Raw genomic sequence first — 17,762 nt, forward strand, 5'->3', positions numbered from 1 at the left:
TTTTGGCTGTCGGAAGGAGACTATCTATATCCATTTCTATTCATGTAAACGGCACCTAACTGAATACTCTTAGCAAAATCTGTTCCCTCGATAAAGGGAGCAGATTTTTTTGTAACTTTTTGCGATGAAACATTTGCCAAAGCCAGCCAACTTTGTTACAATAATCGCAGTGAACTGATAGTAACAACTTTGTAATCTTTATTGTAACCTTTACCTTAAAAATATCGTTATCGTGAATACTGCTCTCCAAGGTGCACATCTTAAGTTAAGCCTAATTCCTGGCACCTAGGAAGCGGGGGAACCAGTTTGGGTGAATTGATCTCGCAACAGAGTGATCATAGGGGAACCTTCTACCGAATCCTTAAGCTAACCTCGCAGGCATTGGAAGGGGTATTTTTTTTTGAAGAAGAAACTAACAATCGCAGTCATGGGTCTTGCCATTGCCTTTACATCTTTTACATTCGGTGGCGGCAGTGCATTTGCAGACTCCAAGATGGACCAGGTGATCCAAGATACCAAAGGAACGAGCTATAGAAGCGGAGGCACTACACTCGACGGATTCGATTGCTCCGGCTTCACAATGTATGTATATCAAAAATTGGGAATTAAACTGCCGCATCAATCCGGATCACAATTCAAAATGGGATCTTCCGTATCCCGCGATGAAATGAGACCTGGAGACCTGGTGTTCTTCAACACCACAGGTAGAGGCATTTCCCATGTAGGTATCTTCATGGGTGAAGGGAAATTTGCCCACTCCTCATCTTCACGTGGTGTAGTTGTTAGCTCACTGAACGAAAATTATTACGCTAACCGATATGTCGGTGCCAAAAGAATTATGAGTACAGATGCTTACCACGCTGTAGCTTCTGAAACTCCTGATGACGACAACGTAGAATAACTAACGAACAGCAAGCTAACCTGAGCCGCAATTTGATTCTGGCCGGAATCGAATTGCGGCTTTTTATGTCCGCAACATCAGAAACGTTAATTTTACTGACGAACTGACACCTCAAAAGGTTTCAGTTTTTGCGAACATCGTCGATTTTACCGTCACGGCGAGGGAGCATATGAGCAGTAAAGCCTTCTTATTGAATGTATACCCGACTTGAGCATGAAATAAACACGCTTGCCAATCCCCTGCAACTTGTCTACAATCTGTTGTTAATAGTTTAAGTATTGTAAAAGGAGGATGGGAAAACATGCCGGCCTCAATATCTAACTACCGAATCGTGCCGATGGACGAGCAGCAGGCGGCTGCGATATGTGAGTGGCGCTATGATCCACCCTACAATATATACGGCTGGCTACCCTGGGAACAAATGAAGGTGCTTGAGGTCGAATTTGGAAGCCCCACGCTCCGCGAGGAGCAATATGTAGCTGTACTGGATGACGAGAACATACTAACCGGATTTGCTCAATATTTCCCGATGCTTGGCGTGACCCGGCTAGGTCTGGGAATGCATCCCGGATTGTGCGGGCATGGCAGAGGCGCCGAATTTGTCCGTGCCATTGCCGAGGAAGCCAGACGACGCAACCCTGAAAATGAAATTGATCTGGAGGTGCTGACCTGGAATGGGCGCGCCATCCGGGCTTACAAGGCTGCCGGATTTGAGCTTACGGATACCTATGAACGTCAGACTCCCGATGGCAAGAAGCCGTTTCATTGTATGGTGTATCTTCCCGACCACCAGCCTCGTGTTCTATGATAAAAGCGCCTTCGGCATACAACTGCATTGTTGTATATCGAAGGCGCTTTTATCATACGGTAGGCCACGATTAGTTCAATGACTGCTACGCATTTTCTCAAAAGCTTCATTATATTGTTGGGCTTCCTTAATATCCACGGCCATAATGCCACCGTCATCCCAGGAGGTTAAACGCAGGGTCACGGTCTTATAATCAATCGTAATAAATGGATGATGATTAAATGCTTCCGATATAGCAGCAACTTCATCCACGAATGCAATCCCTTTCATAAAACTGAAAAAATTATATTTCCGGACAATCCATCGTCCTTCCTCCAGTTCCCAGCCCTCCAGCTTCTCTAGATGTGCTTCAATCTCTTCTTGTGTAAAAGGCATGATACGACTCCTCCCTGTTTATACGGAAGCCTTTCAGCCGCTTGAATGCGACCAAAACTACGATATATTGGTGTCCATATTACCACGGCCCCGTTGATAAATCCATTAAACGGCCTGCTCAAATCAAAGGTACCGACGTCAACTCCTCATCTCCAATGAGCACATAGATACGGTGCTGCTCCGGTTCATAGATGACAACACCGCTGCCCACAGCGATAACGGGCTCTGTACCCAGCGCATAAAACAGGTCTTCAGCCAGCGCTTCATTGACTTCCTGACGCCCTGCCGGGTCCAGCCTGTCCCAATCTTCTGCTTCCATTTCGAAAAATTCATAGCTATCTGGAATGCGTCCCACAGCCTCTGTCAAATCGTTCAAAATTTGTTCATACTCCCGTCCGTGCTTCACTCCCATGCCATTTCCTCCAATTCTTCCGCCATTCATTACATAATCACCTTATTATACCGGAAATTCGTACTTAACAAAAAAGAGAGTTTTGTCGATAAATACTATAATCCGTCTTGTAATGACGTGCCTGGGGCAAGGACGACCCCAGCGGCATGAAAGGATTCAAAATCTATTCTCATGGATGAGGTGTATCATGCAAATTTCAACCATTATCGGACTTGTACTCGGGATTGTGTCATTGGTCGTCGGGATGATTCTCAAAGGCGCGCCAGTAATCAACTTGGTCAACAACCCCGCTGCTTACATGATTATTTTTGTCGGAACGGCAGCAAGTATTTTTATGGCCTTCCCGATGGAAGAAATCAAACGGATTCCAAAACTGTTCAAGGTTATTTTCACCGAACAAAAGCTTTTGGACCGTAAAGAGCTCATCGGCACGTTTACCGAATGGGCATCCATTACCCGTCGCGAAGGTCTGCTTGCGCTGGAATCCAAGGTAGAGGAGATCGACGATCCCTTTATGCGTGGTGGTATGCGTATGATTATTGATGGTAATGATCAGGAATTCGTGCGGGATGTTCTAATGGAGGACATTAACGCTACCGAGGATCGACACCGCTCCGGCGCGCTGATTTTCTCTCAGGCTGGTATGTACGCTCCAACACTCGGGGTACTCGGTGCCGTCGTAGGTCTGATTGCCGCTCTGGCCGATCTTAGTGACATGGCCAAGCTGTCTCATGCCATCGCGGCAGCCTTTATTGCGACGTTGCTTGGTATTTTTACAGGTTATGTCCTGTGGCATCCAATGTCCAATAAGCTGAAACGGTTATCCAAAAAAGAAGTGGAGCTTAAATTGATGATGGTCGAAGGCCTGCTCTCAATTCAATCAGGTATATCCACCATTGCGATCAGCCAGAAGCTGACGATATTCCTGACTCCAACCGAACGGGCTACCCTGATCAAGAAGGATGGGGATTCCGGTGAGTAAAAAAAGACATGAACCGCACGAGGAGCATGCCGACGAAAGCTGGCTGTTGCCATATTCCGACTTGATGACCCTTCTGCTAGCTCTTTTCATCGTCTTATTCGGGATGAGTGCGATCGACGCCAAAAAATTTGAAACTATGGCTCAATCCATGAGTGCGGCTTTTAGTGGCGGCACCGGCATACTGGATCACTCTGCCGCCAATCCATCGTCACAATCCGCAGATATGGGCAAAAATAAAGAACAGGTAACACAACCTATAAAGTCTAAAGCCACTTCTACGGCTGAACTGCAAAAGCAACTCGCCCAGCGGGAAGAAGAGGATTTGAAAAAGCTCAAAAAGCAAATGGATCAGTATATTGAAAATAATGGTCTGACTCCGCTGCTCAATACAAAGCTGAACCAATCCCAGCTCATGATCACCATTAGCGATAACGCCCTGTTTTCATCGGGTCAGGCTGAGGTAAAACCGGAAGCACGAAAGCTGGCCAAGTCCATCTCCAGCATGCTCCAGCAATTTCCTGGCTATGATGTCATCGTATCAGGCCATACAGATAATGTGCCGATTTCCAATAGTCAGTTTCCGTCCAACTTTGATTTGAGTGCCAAACGATCTCTGAATTTCTTGCGCATTTTGCTACTCAATCCGCAGCTTGATCCAACCAAATTTGTATCCATCGGTTATGGTGAGTATCGTCCACTAGCAAGCAATCAGGATGGTCAAGGACGCTCCAAAAACCGCCGTGTCGAAATTTCCGTACTACGTAAGTATCAGAACGGCACACAAGTTATCAGTCCTACCTCAAGCTCGAATGAAGGTTGATTATGTATATGTTATATAGACAAAGGCACCGCCGCATTTTTTATGCAGCTGGTGCCTTTTCATTGTGCTATTCCACTCTGCCTCTTGTCCTATCCATTGCCCTGCTATCTATCAGCCATGAGAAGCCCTCAGGTTTAGCTGAGTGTATAATTCAGCATCTCACCTAGCTCCTGCTTCTCCGTCTCTGTCAGGTCACGCCAGGCGCCTCTCTGAAGCGACCCCAATCGAATATTCATAATCCGCAGACGTTGCAGCTTCTTCACCTCATAGCTGAAGGCAGCACACATGCGCCGGATCTGACGGTTTTTCCCTTCCGTCAATATGATGCGGAATACGTACTCAGATACACGCGTCACTTCGCAGGGGAGCGTCCGCTGGCCGAGTATTTTTACACCTGTGGACATCCCCTGTATAAAAGATGGTGTGACGGGTCGATCCACCGTTACGATATATTCCTTCTCATGCTTGCCTTCCGCCCGTAAAATCTTATTCACAATATCTCCGTCATTGGTAAGTAAAATAAGACCCTCCGAATCTTTATCCAGACGCCCGATTGGAAAAATCCGCTGCGGGTGCCCCACAAAATCGGCAACATTCCCTTGAATGTGGCTCTCTGTCGTGCTTGTAATACCCACCGGCTTGTTCAAAACAATATATACGTGACCGGACTTCTCGCGGAGTGGCTTGCCGTTCACACGGACATCGTCGCCCTCCTCCGCCTGACTGCCCAGCACCGCCACCTCGCCGTTAATCGTCACGCGTCCGCTCTCTACCAGCTTGTCCGCCTCCCGGCGCGAGCAAAAACCGGTTTCGCTGATAAACTTGTTAATGCGCAACCTGTGTACCCTCCATTTCTACTGTCACGCTTCCTTCTGCTGCCCATCCAGTTCCTCAGGCTCAGCAGTTGGAAGCTGCACAAGGGCTGTCGTTCCCTCTCCCTCTATGCTTTCAATATCCAGTGTGCCTTTATGACTCTGTATAATACGCTGGCTGACCATAAGTCCGAGTCCTGTACCTGTTTCCTTGTTTGTGAAAAAAGGCTCCCCCAGCTTGGACAGCATCTCTGCTGGAATGCCCGTCCCTTGGTCCCGTATGAAGATTTTAACGCTTTCTCCCTCCAAGAACAAATGAATCGTTATCGTACCCCCCTTGCTCATGGCCTCCATACTATTTTTAAGCAAATTAATGAATACCTGCTTTAACTGGTTTTCTTCGGCGTATACGAGGGCAAGCTCCTCCGTTACCTGTAGATCGAACACAATGCCTAGCAGATGCGCCTGACTATCAAGCAAGGAAATAACGTCACTCACAATATAGCGCACATCTTTTTTCTGAAAATGAACCGCCTGTGGCTTCGCCAATATTAAAAATTCGCTGACGATCAGATTAATACGATCCAGCTCAGACAGCATAATATCGTTATGCTTCAGATTCAGCGCTTTATTTTGCTGCTGTAACTGGAGAAACCCGCGCAGCGTGGTCAGCGGATTACGAATTTCGTGCGCCACCCCTGCCGCCAGTTGTCCTACCGTCGTCAACTTCTCCGATCTGCGCAGCAATTCCTCCATCCGGTTGCGGCCTGTAATATCCCGTGAGACGCTTGTAAATCCCAGAATTTGGCCTTCTTCATCCAGAATGGGCGATGTACTCATACTAATCTCTATCGTACTTCCATCCTTACGCATTCGAATGGACTCAATAGACACCATACTCTCTCCCTGAAGCAATCTTTCCTTCTGAAATTCGTACTCTTCCTCTTGCTGTGGCGGTACAAACTGGAGCTTACGTCCGACCAATTCCTTTTTGGTCCAGCCGTACAGGGCTTCAAAGGCATGATTGACCCGGATGATACGCTCCTCCTGATCGGTCACATGAATCGCATCAGCGGTCTGATTAATGACAGACTCTAAATGCTCTTTTACAGAACGGTTTTCCTCATACATCTGTTCGAGTCTCCGTGTATACATTCCGAGATTATAGGCCATCGCATTGATGCGCTCACCTAGTTGTGCAAGTTCATGACCACCCTTAACCTGTAGCCGTGTGTCAAAATGGCCGTCGGCCATCTCGTTCACTTTTCCCAATATCGACTGAATTGGACGGACAAACAGGCTTGCCAGCACATAACTGCCAATGATCACAACCTCTAGTAAAACAATAGAAATGGCAACCAGACTGATTAATTGCTTATAAATAACGGAAGAGATCATATCATAATTCATAACAATTCGAATGACATAGGCATCACGGTTAGCCGGATAAAATGGTATGTAACTGACGAGTACCCGTTGGCCTTTAATATAGCAGTCCTGTACAATACTCTCCCCGGAGAAAATCGCCTTGGAAACAGCCAAACGATCCTCCTGCACCCTCGCTAGTTGATAAGTGCCGAATCGGATAGGCTTATTGTACATGTAATAATATTTTCGGTCGTTTCCATGGTTGTCCATCGTAGCGCCACCAAAGGTTGTGGGGTTAATTCCTGTTATCTCCATGATGCGGTAATCCACTTGTTGGGTTTGCTTTACGATTTCATCGGGGTTGAGAATCGGTATAAAATTTTGCACTTCACTGTCCTGAAAGGAGATTCGGATCATATAGTTGCGCTTCTGGTCATAATAAAATCCCCACTTGTTAATATGGGTGGCATCTGAGCCTGTATAGTCAAATGCTCCAGTCCAAAAATGTTCCAGATGTTGACCATGCACCAATCCAGCCTGTCCTTGCTCATATAATTGATCAACTGCATTTTTCCAATAGCTCGTCAGCGGATCGTCAGAAATGATTCCTTTTGGATTCGACGATTTGGCGACCTTATACCCCTTTCCATCACGCACCATCAAGGAAATATCAATATCCCCGCTGCGCTTGGTCATCTGTTCGAGTTGTTCCTGCGTAATATGATTGATATCAGAATCTAGCTTGCTGGCAGCCAGTGTGGCAGAAAGCCACAAATTATATCCAAGCTGCTTGTCGACAGCCTCCCAGCTTTGTTGAGCTTGTTCAATGGCACCTCCAATAGTCTTGGCCGTCAGAACCATTTTCGTTTCGCTGTCACTTCTTAAATTTTCGTGGGTCGTGTAATAGTTGAGTGCAATATTTAACAAAAGGATGAACAGAACGGACCCCGACAAAATGATCGTAATTTTGATTTTTATCGACACACTGATTTCTCACCTCTTGCCGTATGCTGGCGATTACTGGCAATTGCTAACTCAATGATACCGTAATACCGCCTGTGATACCAGCATTTACATTTCCCGGATAAACATAAATACACACAGCTTGTATACAGTTGTCAATATGCGAACGTTTGCCTACAATATAATAAGATAATCATCCACAAGTCGTCCACAAATACACAGCTTTTATTATGAACTGTGGATAAACCTGTGGATAAGTGACGTGTTATCCACAAAATTATTCACATCATGTTAACAACGGAATATTTGTTCGTTGGATAATTCGCATTTGAAAGGAGTATTTTTACCAGTGACCACGATAGATCACGCTTATTGGATGAAAGAAGCTATTCAAGAAGCGTATAAGGCAGAAGCGTTGGGTGAAGTGCCCATCGGAGCTGTCATCGTAAAAGATAATGAAATCATAGGACGCGGTTACAACTTGCGTGAGACGAACGCTGACCCGACCGCACATGCCGAAATGGTTGCCATTCGTCAGGCCAGCGAGCATCTGGGGGCCTGGCGCCTGCTGGATTGCAGGCTGTATGTCACTCTGGAGCCGTGTCCCATGTGCGCCGGAGCCATTGTACAATCACGGGTTCCCTATTTAATCTACGGCACCACCGATCCGAAAGCAGGCTGTGCGGGCACGCTGATGAATCTCCTACAGGAGCCTCGATTCAATCATTGTACTGAGGTGATCAGCGGCATTCTTCAAGAGGAATGCGCCTCGCTGCTGACGGATTTTTTCCGTCAGCTCCGGCAAAAAAGAGCCGCTGCCAAGTTGTTTTCCCCACCGTCTTCATCCTGAGGATGGGAGCTAGATCGCTTACTTATACACAACCCGTGGTGCAGCCGTTATTTACGTCTCATTGCTAATTTCCCATGGAAGGAGATCAGCCCATGCCTATGAGCTTGTATAACACGCCTCAAGGTATCTTGTTGCGACCATTTAGCCTGGCCGATAGTGAAGCTCTACTTGCCCTTAGGCTTACAAATAGGGAGTCTCATGCGCCGTACGAGCCACTTCACGGCGACTCATTTTTCACGCTGGAAGAACAGCAGGAATATATCCGTCAGAAATTGCGTCAAGCAGAGGAGGATCGGGGATATTCGTTCGGTATCTTTCTCTTGGAGGACGAGTGTCTCGTCGGGTATATCTCTATTTCTAATCTTGTGCGCGGCGTGGGACAATTCGCCGATATCGGCTACATGATGGATCAGCACGAACAAGGCAAAGGACATATGACCGCAGCTTTGAAGCTGGCCATACAATTCGCCTTCCGCGCCCTATCGCTTCACCGTCTTCAGGCCGGTACCCTGCTACATAACGAGCGCTCACAGCGTGTACTGCAAAAGTGCGGCTTTCAGCCTGAAGGTATTGCTCGCAAGCTGGTACAAATTCAAGGGACATGGCAGGATCATCGGATATTCGGGCTTTTAGCAGAGGATAACGTATGGCAGACCTGGACTGCTACAGCATCTGCTCAGAGCCATATATGACAAAAAACCGCCTGGCTCTAAGCCAAGCGGTTCTTTTCGCATTACATCATATGATATAAATAATGCCTTTACAATCACGTCATTCCTTTATTTAAGGAGCAACGGTTTGCATTTTTTGTTGAACTTGTTCGATCGTCAGGACTTGGTCTCCTGTTGGAATACCCACTTTAAATGTTGCTTTTTCATTGATTTTGCTGTATTGCGTGTAGCCAGTCACAGACAATTTTACGTTATCTTTTGTGGACGGATCATTGATCTCTACATTTGCATTCAGGTCTTGATACACAGGAATATCATCCTTGTTCAAGGCTGTGTTAATGTCAAACTGCTTCACTGTCAAATAGCTTTTCAACTCATCCAGCTTTTTCTTGAAATCACTGGTGTTTGTTTCTACTGCAAGTTTTGCTGCGGTAAGATATTCTTTCTTCAATTGGAACAAGCTGATGTACTCGTCTTTTGACATCACATCAATCGCTTTAGGAATGGCCTTAGTAACAAAAGTATCGACAGCTTGCTTCACGTTGTCGTTTGTCACTTTAAATTGTACGACTTGCTTAGCTTTAAGGCCTTGTGGCAATTTAGCATCCTTAGGAGCAATATCAAAGAAATACGTTGCTTGATCATACTCACCCAAAATAGCAGCAATGATTTCATTCGCAAATTTCTGCGATTTTTCCTGATCCATTGATGCAGGGTTAAATTCTTGTCCGGACTGTTTAGCCAGCTCCTGCGGATCAATGATCAGGAATTTGCCTACAACGTCCTGTGGAAGCGGGTAAAATGGAATGTTCGGAATTTTAACGTACAATTTATCCTTGGTCATAACCATTGGAATCGTGAAGCTGGTGGAAAGATCACCTTTCAAATGAATGCCCAGCGTCATTTCAGATTGTAAAGGTTCTTTTTGGTATACACCATCCAGCGTAATGTCCGCATTTTTCAGCATGCTCGTCACCATTGCACTTTGCTCGCTTGGGACGGAAGCAGATGTGATTGTCAGATCTTTAACCGTAAATTGACTTTTGGATTCATAAGAAGTCAATTTCATTGCATTAGCCGTACCGTTCGTAACAGCTTCCTTCGGTTCTAACTTCTTGCTACAACCTACTAGGGCTACCGTCAAAAGCAACACCATAGTGAGTACCAAGACGGATAACTTTTTACTCATTGTGTAGATTCTCTCCTCTCGTAATTAACCCCTTTTATAATACTAACAAAAAAATAGACACCCCCTATTTTACCGCATACTCACATTCAATGAAACACTTATTGGAAAATTTTCTTACAATAAGCACAAGGACACCCTGGTTCTTTAACCAGGGTGTCCTGTACTTCACTATATTTTTAGGCAAAAAGTCTAACTGCTTATGATCCTTCTCTGTTGTGATGGTCTACGTGATTCCGCTGCTTCACCTTTTTGGAACCAGATAGTGGCTCCTGTTGATGATTACGCTCACGCTTTTCGTTTCCTTCACCGGCGTCCTGTGCCTCGGGAACAGGAACGGCTTTAGGCTTGCTCATTTATGCATCCTCCGTTCTCAGACTATTTTTAAATACCTAAGTAAATCCGTTTATTACCATTTAAAGCAGGACTATTGATGGTGCAGGTCTTCTGTTTTATCATGGTTAAGTGCATCCTGATGACGGCGGTCATTACGATCCTGCTGCACTTGCTGTGCCTGATGACTGTTACCCGGACGCTGCTCCAAATCATCCACAATGTTAGACAGGTTTTTATCCAGTCCGTTTTTGGCTTTTGTCATGTAGCTTCCCCCTCATTCCTTCATGACTACGAATGCGTCAATGACTGTAACGTCTGAGCACACTGGTGAATATGTCGAGTGTAATCAGACACCAGCTGCTGAATGATATCTGTTCGTTCATCCACAGACTGTCCGTCCCGTTCTACATCGACCAAGCTAACCTGCACTTCCCTAGAATCTACATAAGCACATGCAAAATCAAAAGAGTACATTTGTCGGCCCTCTACCTCGATATGGATTCTTATAGTCCGGTTGTCTGCTTCATCTGCTTGTACCTGTGATTTATCCCCTGAATTCAAAAGTCTCGGCAATTGTTCCTGCCAGGCTTCTACCAGCTTTTGCTGATCTACTGTCATTTCTCGATTCATGCCAGCACCTCCACATATGATAACGTGTGAAAAAAACAGGCTTTTTATACAACAAAAAAGCCATTCTTTACGATCTCTAATCATCAGCACATAAAGGCTAATGAATCAGCTATCGTATTCGAATGGCTTGGCTCATTTATAATAATGGCGGAGAGGATGGGATTCGAACCCATGTGAGCTTGCACTCTAACGGTTTTCAAGACCGCCCCGTTATGACCGCTTCGGTACCTCTCCAGGTGGTAATTGGATAAAGTTGCTCCCCATTTAAAATAAACTCAGGCGCAACAAAATTATTTTACCACAGACTTTAAACGAATGCAATGCTTACTGTTTGGGAGCAATAACTTCTGCGCCTCGCATGTATGAACGCAGCACTTCCGGAATTACAACGCTTCCGTCCTCCTGCTGATAATTCTCCAAAATAGCAGCCACTGTGCGTCCTACAGCCAATCCTGAACCGTTCAGTGTATGTACAAATTCAGGCTTTGCTTTCGGCTCCGGTCGAAACCGGATGTTAGCACGACGCGCCTGGAAGTCCTCTGTATTGGAACAAGAAGAAATCTCACGGTACATGCCACTTTCAGGCAGCCACACTTCCAGATCATACGTTTTGGCAGACGTGAAGCCCATATCCCCGGTGCACAGTGCCAGCACACGATATGGAAGTCCGAGCAGTTGCAAAACACGCTCTGCATTGTTCGTCATTTTCTCCAGTTCCTCATAGGAGGTGTCCGGGTGGACAAGCTTAAGCATCTCTACCTTATTGAACTGATGCTGACGGATCAAGCCACGTGTATCCCTTCCTGCCGATCCTGCCTCAGAGCGGAAGCAAGAGCTGTATGCCACATAATTTTTTGGAAGCTGATCCGCGTTCATAATCTCTTCGCGGTGATAGTTCGTTACCGGAACTTCAGCCGTAGGAATGAGATAATACTCGGTATCACGCAGCTTGAACAAATCCTCTTCAAACTTCGGAAGCTGTCCCGTGCCATACAGGCTATCCCGATTCACAATGTATGGAGGCAGCATTTCCTCATAACCATGCTCACTGCTATGCAGATCCATCATAAAGTTAATCAGCGCACGCTCCAGACGTGCCCCCAGTCCTTTGTAGAACGTAAAACGGGAACCCGTCACCTTTGCTGCCGCCTCAAAATCGAGAATTTCCAGCTCCTGTGCCAGCTCCCAATGTGCTTTTGGCGTAAAAGAAAACTCGCGTGGCTCCGACCAGCGACGAATCTCTACATTATCCTCCTCCGAAGCACCTACAGGCACCGACTCATTAGGGATATTCGGAATGGACATCACCAGCTCGTCGATCTGGACCTCCAGCTCGCGCACTTGCTCATCCAATTCTTTAATACGGTCGGAAACCTGACGCATCTCAGCAATAAGGTCATCCGCATTTTCTTTATTCTTCTTCAACTTGGCTACTTCACCGGATACGACATTTCGGCGATTTTTGAGCGCTTCACTTTCCTGGAGCAACTCACGACGACGCACATCCAGATCCGTAAAGCCATTTATCAGATCCAGAGATTTGCCCCTATTTTGCAAAGCTTTTTCAACCCGACCAAGCTCATTACGTAAAATCTTTATATCTAACACAGGTAATCCCTCCTACACTACAAACCTGACTTTCCTCTATTCGCGGACCATATCCACAAAATACTGATGCAATCGGTAATCGTCCGTTAATTCCGGATGGAAGGATGAAGCCAGCAAATGACCCTGACGGGCCGCCACAATCTCGCCGTTATACTCAGACAGCACGTCTACTCCCGTTCCAACAGACTGTATTAATGGCGCGCGTATAAACACAGCACGAACCAGTTCCTCAATCCCTTTAATGTCCAAGTCTGTTTCAAAGCTTTCCCGCTGGCGACCAAAAGCATTACGTGACACCGTAATATCCATCAGTCCCAGATGCGCTTCTTCCTGTCCTTGAACCGTTTTGGCCAGCACAATCAACCCCGCACAAGTGCCGAAAATAGGCTTGCCTTGATCGGAAAACTGGCGTATAGCATCAATAAAGTCATACTTGCGCATCAGCTTGCCAATCGTCGTACTTTCACCGCCGGGAATGATAAGACCGGACAGCTCATCAAGCTGCTCGATCTTTTTCACCGCCACACACTCTGCACCCGCACGTTCAACGCTTCGTATATGCTCAGCCACAGCACCTTGCAGCGACAGAACTCCTATTTTCATGCCTGTCCCTTCCTTCTTACCAACCACGATCCTGCATGCGTTCATGCGGTGCCAGCTTGGAAATTTCAATGCCCTTCATTGGAGCGCCCAGATTCTTGGACACTTCTGCAATCAGCTTGTAGTCCGTATAATGAGTAGTCGCTTCCACGATGGCACGTGCAAATTTCTCAGGGCTATCGGATTTGAAAATACCAGAACCGACGAAGACACCATCAGCGCCCAAATGCATCATCAATGCCGCATCGGCAGGTGTTGCTACACCGCCCGCAGCAAAGTTGACCACTGGCAGCTTGCCGTGCTCATGCACTTCCAGCAACAATTCGTAAGCAACGCCAAGGTTTTTCGCTTCTGCATACAGCTCGTCCTTCGAAAGGTTTTGCACCTTGCGAATTTGGCCATTGATAAAACGCATATGGCGAACAGCTTCGACAATATTTCCGGTTCCAGGCTCACCCTTTGTACGAATCATGGATGCTCCTTCGCCGATGCGACGCAATGCTTCTCCCAGATCCTTGGCTCCGCAAACGAATGGAACGGTAAACTCTCGCTTATCGATATGGAAAACTTCATCCGCAGGCGTCAGCACTTCGCTCTCGTCGAGATAGTCAACACCCAGAGATTCCAGCACCTTCGCCTCCACAAAATGGCCGATACGAGCCTTAGCCATAACGGGAATAGAGACCACCTTCATGACCTCTTCCACAATCGTTGGGTCAGCCATACGGGCAACTCCACCAGCTGCACGGATATCTGAAGGCACCCGTTCAAGAGCCATTACCGCTGTAGCTCCTGCCGCCTCTGCAATTTTAGCCTGTTCAGCGTTCATGACATCCATGATTACGCCGCCTTTTTGCATCTCTGCCATACCTCTTTTTACACGTGAAGTTCCCGTTTCCATCTCGTTTCCTCCTGTAAGGGTTAGGTTTAGATTCTAACTTAATATTTTACCGCACAGACGCCAAATACACAATCATTTCAATCAGCAAAATACGTAAGTCAGAGCAAGAATCCTCGGCTCTATCTGTTTGGTAATCAGACGATTAGAACAGGTTTTTAATGCCCTGAAACAAATCACCGAAGAAGTTACCAATTGCCCGGAAAAGCATACGGAACCAGCCAGCCTCTTCTACAGCCGTTGTAGTTACCAGGTCAACGGTTTTCACCTGACCTTTTTCCACACCATCCGTTTTGTACGTATAACTAATCGTTCCGACTTTTGCCCCTTGCTTCAAAGGCGCTACGAGTGAGCTTTCCGGTGTAATATTGGTTGTAAACGTCACTTTAGGGTTGGCTGCGCCTTTAGGTACGACAAAGCTTACCGCATCCTTAGTCACGACAGATACTTCTGTTTCTGTGCCTTTGGATACAGGAACATTTTCGGCCCCCTTAACTACCGTCTTTGGAGCCACAACCTGCTTCACTTCAAAATTATCAAAACCATAGTTTAATACTTTAGCAGTCTCTGTAAAACGGTGTGCATTCGAGTCAGCCCCCATAACTACACTAATGAGACGCATTCCGTTGCGTTCGGCTGTTCCAGTAAAGCAGTTGCCTGCATTAGCCGTATGACCTGTTTTCATTCCATCCAGACCAGGATAAGCAAATTTTTTAAAGTTGGTTATATTCTTGTTTGCTTCCAACATCCAGTTGTAGTTAATAATCGGCGCCTTGTCCGTCGGGCGGAACTTGTACGATTGAATCGTCGTAAACCGTGTATAGTCTGGGTGATCCTTAATAATGTTCCCAGCTAGTATAGCCGCATCTCTCGCTGTCATTACGGTTTCACGATCAGCATCTGGTTGAAACCCTTTGGGCATATCGCCACGGTCTAACCCTGTAGAGTTAATAAAATACGTATTTTTCATACCCATTTTCTGAGCAGTTTCATTCATCAATTTTACAAAGTCCTGCTCGGTTCCAGACACACGCTCGGCAAGAGCTACCGTTGCATCATTAGCAGAGCCTACCGCCATGGCAATATACAGCTCTTCTACCGTATGTTGATCACCTTGAGCTAGAAAAATACGTGATCCGATGCTCTTAGCAGCATTCTCTTGAACCGTAACCTTATCCGTCCATTTGAGTTTCCCTTGCTTGACCTGCTCCGCTACGAGGTACTCTGTCATCATTTTGGTCATACTTGCTGGTGGGAGCGGCTCATCCGGGTTCATAGACAGCAATACTTGCCCTGTGGAAGGCTCAATCAAGATAGCCGAGCGCAGCGCCAGACTAGGTGGCTTAATAGAGCCTGTCCCCGTAATATTGACCGCCTCTGTTGTCGCTCCGGCGGCAAACGTAGCTACAGTCGGATCAAAATTGCCCACAACTGGTAACGCTGACATGTACATCATATTAAGCACCATGAATGCTGTTACGCTCTTTTTCATCATGCTGCGTTTCTTATTTTGTTTATGATTGTTCGCTTTCAAATGAATACAAACTCCTCTCGTACCTCAACCCGATCCGCTATATATAACGAAACGGTGGATAAAGCCTTTACTAGGCTAATATAATTAATGTATTAAATTTCCGTTTTGTTTCCTCAGTTGGAGCCAATCATCAACGACACTTGTCTATTCTATCACAGGGGTATCTCTAAAAAAAGACAGGCAGAGCGAAATACGCCCTGCCTGTCGTCAAGTCTGTTACAGTTGAACTTTATAATGAATAGTTTGGTGCTTCTTTCGTAATTTGCACATCATGCGGATGGCTTTCACGTAGACCTGCACCCGTAATACGGATAAAGCTCGTATCATTGCGAAGCTCCTCAATATTAGCAGTACCGCAATATCCCATACCAGAACGAAGACCACCCAACAGCTGATGAACTGTATCAGAAAGTGGCCCTTTATAAGCGACACGTCCTTCAATGCCTTCCGGTACCAATTTCTTATCATCATCTTGGAAATAACGATCCTTACTTCCCTGCTTCATCGCAGCCATGGAACCCATACCACGATATACTTTAAAACGACGTCCTTGATAAATCTCGGATTCGCCTGGACTTTCTTCCGTACCAGCAAAAAGACTACCCAGCATTACCGCAGAAGCTCCCGCCGCAATGGCCTTCGTAATTTCACCGGAATATTTAATGCCACCGTCTGCAATAATCGGAATATTATATTCCCGTGCTACTGTCGCACAATCATAAATAGCTGTTACTTGCGGAACACCGATTCCGGCGATCACGCGTGTTGTACAGATTGAGCCTGGACCAATGCCGACTTTTACAACCGAAGCCCCGGCTTCAATCAGTTCACGCGTTCCGTCACCAGTAGCTACATTACCTGCTACAATTGTCAGATCAGGATAAGCATCACGCAATTTGCGAACCGCTTCAATAATATTAATATGATGACCGTGAGCAGAATCCACAACAATCAGATCTACACCTGCATTTACGAGTGCTTCAGTCCGATCAAACGTATCTTTGGAAATACCTACAGCCGCACCGACCAGAAGACGCCCTTGTGCATCCTTCGCTGCGTTTGGAAATTGAATAGCCTTCTCAATATCTTTAATAGTGATAAGCCCTTTGAGATAATTTTCATCATCGACCAAAGGAAGCTTTTCAATTTTATGCTTTTGCAAAATGCCTTCCGCTTCCTGCAAGGTCGTACCTACAGGTGCAGTTACCAGATTTTCCTTCGTCATAACTTCACTAATTTTAAGATTAAAATCGTGAATAAAACGAAGATCTCGGTTAGTAATAATACCCACCAGCTTATTTTCTTCGTTTACAACAGGTACGCCAGAAATACGATATTTACCCATAACAGCTTCAGCATCGGATACCAAGTGATCTGGAGTCAATGAAAATGGATTGGTGATAACACCGCTCTCTGAACGTTTTACTCTATCAACCTCTACTGCTTGCTGTTCAATCGACATATTCTTATGAATAATACCGATACCGCCTTCACGAGCCATAGCAATTGCCAAAACTGCCTCAGTAACAGTATCCATACCAGCGCTCATTAAAGGAATATTCAGTTTTACGTTATCACTCAAACGGGTCGCTACACTTACTTCTTTCGGCAGAACCACCGACTTGCGGGGTACCAGCAAAACATCGTCAAAGGTAAGGCCTTCCTTACCAAATTTATCTTCCCACACCAAGATGATCCTCCTTCAAATTGTTTAGTCTGTATTGGTCTTGTTGTCTGTCCGACATGGACAAATCAAGGCTCTCTGAAAATATATTATTGCCATCTTAGCAAAGCGGTATAGGGGTGTCAAGCCTTCCTCAGCAGCCATAACTTTTAGTATTTCCCTGTACAAACAAGTGTACTCGCAGGGAGGACATCCTTTATAATTAAGCGTTTCCAGAGAAAAAGTCGACTCTTTTATAAAAAAATAACCCGCTTGGAAAAAGACAGATTAGAGATTACATATAAGGTTCTGGAACGTAATATACAAAAAAGGACCACAATCTCA

At 45.9% G+C, this 17,762-nt stretch carries 19 protein-coding genes, 1 tRNA gene and 1 riboswitch; of the genes, 6 read left to right on the top strand and 14 right to left on the bottom strand.

Features of this window, described 5'->3' with window-relative positions; genetic code table 11:
- The first annotated feature begins 258 nt into the window (after positions 1-258).
- Positions 259-396: riboswitch (cyclic di-AMP (ydaO/yuaA leader) on the top strand.
- Between the two features lie 4 nt (positions 397-400).
- Both ACIFO6_RS17980 and ACIFO6_RS17985 read left to right on the top strand, forming a co-directional pair.
- Positions 401-901, top strand: coding sequence for a C40 family peptidase (locus tag ACIFO6_RS17980; protein WP_137061038.1), 501 nt, complete (start codon positions 401-403; stop codon positions 899-901).
- A gap of 301 nt (positions 902-1,202) precedes the next feature.
- The gene (locus ACIFO6_RS17985; protein WP_430042537.1) at positions 1,203-1,709 is read left to right on the top strand and encodes a GNAT family N-acetyltransferase; all 507 of its coding nucleotides are present in this window, start codon (positions 1,203-1,205) and stop codon (positions 1,707-1,709) included.
- Positions 1,710-1,784: 75 nt separating this feature from the next.
- Here ACIFO6_RS17985 and ACIFO6_RS17990 read toward each other — a convergent pair whose 3' ends face one another.
- Positions 1,785-2,084, bottom strand: coding sequence for a 4a-hydroxytetrahydrobiopterin dehydratase (locus tag ACIFO6_RS17990; protein ID WP_430042539.1), 300 nt, complete (start codon positions 2,082-2,084; stop codon positions 1,785-1,787).
- 118 nt (positions 2,085-2,202) lie between these two features.
- Positions 2,203-2,496, bottom strand: coding sequence for a hypothetical protein (locus ACIFO6_RS17995; RefSeq protein ID WP_404521617.1), 294 nt, complete (start codon positions 2,494-2,496; stop codon positions 2,203-2,205).
- A gap of 187 nt (positions 2,497-2,683) precedes the next feature.
- Between ACIFO6_RS17995 and motA the strand changes: the two genes are divergently transcribed.
- Together motA and motB are read left to right on the top strand one after the other, a co-directional pair.
- On the top strand, positions 2,684-3,478 hold the full coding sequence (motA, locus tag ACIFO6_RS18000; RefSeq protein ID WP_430042540.1) for a flagellar motor stator protein MotA: 795 nt from the start codon (positions 2,684-2,686) through the stop codon (positions 3,476-3,478).
- A complete protein-coding gene (gene motB / locus ACIFO6_RS18005; RefSeq protein ID WP_044646837.1) occupies positions 3,471-4,298 on the top strand; it encodes a flagellar motor protein MotB in 828 nt (275 codons plus the stop codon). The genes motA and motB overlap by 8 nt, the downstream gene beginning before the upstream one ends.
- Positions 4,299-4,432: 134 nt before the next feature.
- On the opposite strand, the gene rluF is transcribed toward motB, so the two are convergent.
- Positions 4,433-5,134, bottom strand: coding sequence for a 23S rRNA pseudouridine(2604) synthase RluF (rluF, locus tag ACIFO6_RS18010; RefSeq protein WP_430042542.1), 702 nt, complete (start codon positions 5,132-5,134; stop codon positions 4,433-4,435).
- A 24-nt stretch (positions 5,135-5,158) separates the two neighbouring features.
- Positions 5,159-7,462: a PAS domain S-box protein gene (locus tag ACIFO6_RS18015; protein WP_430042544.1), complete on the bottom strand. Its 2,304-nt coding sequence runs from the start codon at positions 7,460-7,462 to the stop codon at positions 5,159-5,161.
- A gap of 328 nt (positions 7,463-7,790) precedes the next feature.
- Here ACIFO6_RS18015 and tadA point away from each other — a divergent pair, with 328 nt between their 5' ends.
- Entirely contained in the window at positions 7,791-8,291 is a 501-nt protein-coding gene (tadA, locus tag ACIFO6_RS18020; RefSeq protein WP_044646834.1) for a tRNA adenosine(34) deaminase TadA, read from the top strand.
- Between the two features lie 92 nt (positions 8,292-8,383).
- Positions 8,384-8,983, top strand: coding sequence for a GNAT family N-acetyltransferase (locus ACIFO6_RS18025; protein ID WP_430042546.1), 600 nt, complete (start codon positions 8,384-8,386; stop codon positions 8,981-8,983).
- 91 nt (positions 8,984-9,074) lie between these two features.
- Here ACIFO6_RS18025 and ACIFO6_RS18030 read toward each other — a convergent pair whose 3' ends face one another.
- The 10 genes from ACIFO6_RS18030 to guaB all read right to left on the bottom strand — a co-directional run bounded on the left by ACIFO6_RS18030 (position 9,075) and on the right by guaB (position 17,441).
- Positions 9,075-10,151: a hypothetical protein gene (locus tag ACIFO6_RS18030; RefSeq protein WP_430042548.1), complete on the bottom strand. Its 1,077-nt coding sequence runs from the start codon at positions 10,149-10,151 to the stop codon at positions 9,075-9,077.
- A gap of 197 nt (positions 10,152-10,348) precedes the next feature.
- A complete protein-coding gene (locus ACIFO6_RS18035) occupies positions 10,349-10,504 on the bottom strand; it encodes a small acid-soluble spore protein P (protein WP_430042551.1) in 156 nt (51 codons plus the stop codon).
- Positions 10,505-10,575: 71 nt separating this feature from the next.
- Positions 10,576-10,746, bottom strand: a complete 171-nt coding sequence (locus tag ACIFO6_RS18040) for a hypothetical protein (RefSeq protein WP_430042553.1) — start codon at positions 10,744-10,746, stop codon at positions 10,576-10,578.
- 26 nt (positions 10,747-10,772) lie between these two features.
- Entirely contained in the window at positions 10,773-11,114 is a 342-nt protein-coding gene (locus ACIFO6_RS18045; protein WP_430042555.1) for a hypothetical protein, read from the bottom strand.
- 145 nt (positions 11,115-11,259) lie between these two features.
- Positions 11,260-11,348, bottom strand: a tRNA-Ser gene (locus ACIFO6_RS18050).
- A gap of 90 nt (positions 11,349-11,438) precedes the next feature.
- Positions 11,439-12,722 carry a serine--tRNA ligase gene (gene serS / locus ACIFO6_RS18055; RefSeq protein ID WP_430042556.1) on the bottom strand — a complete coding sequence of 428 codons (1,284 nt, stop codon included), beginning with the start codon at positions 12,720-12,722 and terminating at the stop codon, positions 11,439-11,441.
- Between the two features lie 36 nt (positions 12,723-12,758).
- On the bottom strand, positions 12,759-13,325 hold the full coding sequence (gene pdxT, locus ACIFO6_RS18060; protein ID WP_430042558.1) for a pyridoxal 5'-phosphate synthase glutaminase subunit PdxT: 567 nt from the start codon (positions 13,323-13,325) through the stop codon (positions 12,759-12,761).
- Between the two features lie 16 nt (positions 13,326-13,341).
- The gene (gene pdxS / locus ACIFO6_RS18065) at positions 13,342-14,223 is read right to left on the bottom strand and encodes a pyridoxal 5'-phosphate synthase lyase subunit PdxS (protein WP_014279080.1); all 882 of its coding nucleotides are present in this window, start codon (positions 14,221-14,223) and stop codon (positions 13,342-13,344) included.
- Positions 14,224-14,365: 142 nt separating this feature from the next.
- Positions 14,366-15,754: a D-alanyl-D-alanine carboxypeptidase family protein gene (locus ACIFO6_RS18070; RefSeq protein WP_430042561.1), complete on the bottom strand. Its 1,389-nt coding sequence runs from the start codon at positions 15,752-15,754 to the stop codon at positions 14,366-14,368.
- Between the two features lie 229 nt (positions 15,755-15,983).
- Entirely contained in the window at positions 15,984-17,441 is a 1,458-nt protein-coding gene (guaB, locus tag ACIFO6_RS18075; RefSeq protein WP_283654087.1) for an IMP dehydrogenase, read from the bottom strand.
- Positions 17,442-17,762: the final 321 nt, after the last annotated feature.

Origin of the sequence: Paenibacillus sp. NRS-1781 (assembly GCF_050467745.1) — a bacterium.
Lineage (GTDB): Bacteria > Bacillota > Bacilli > Paenibacillales > Paenibacillaceae > Paenibacillus > Paenibacillus terrae_A.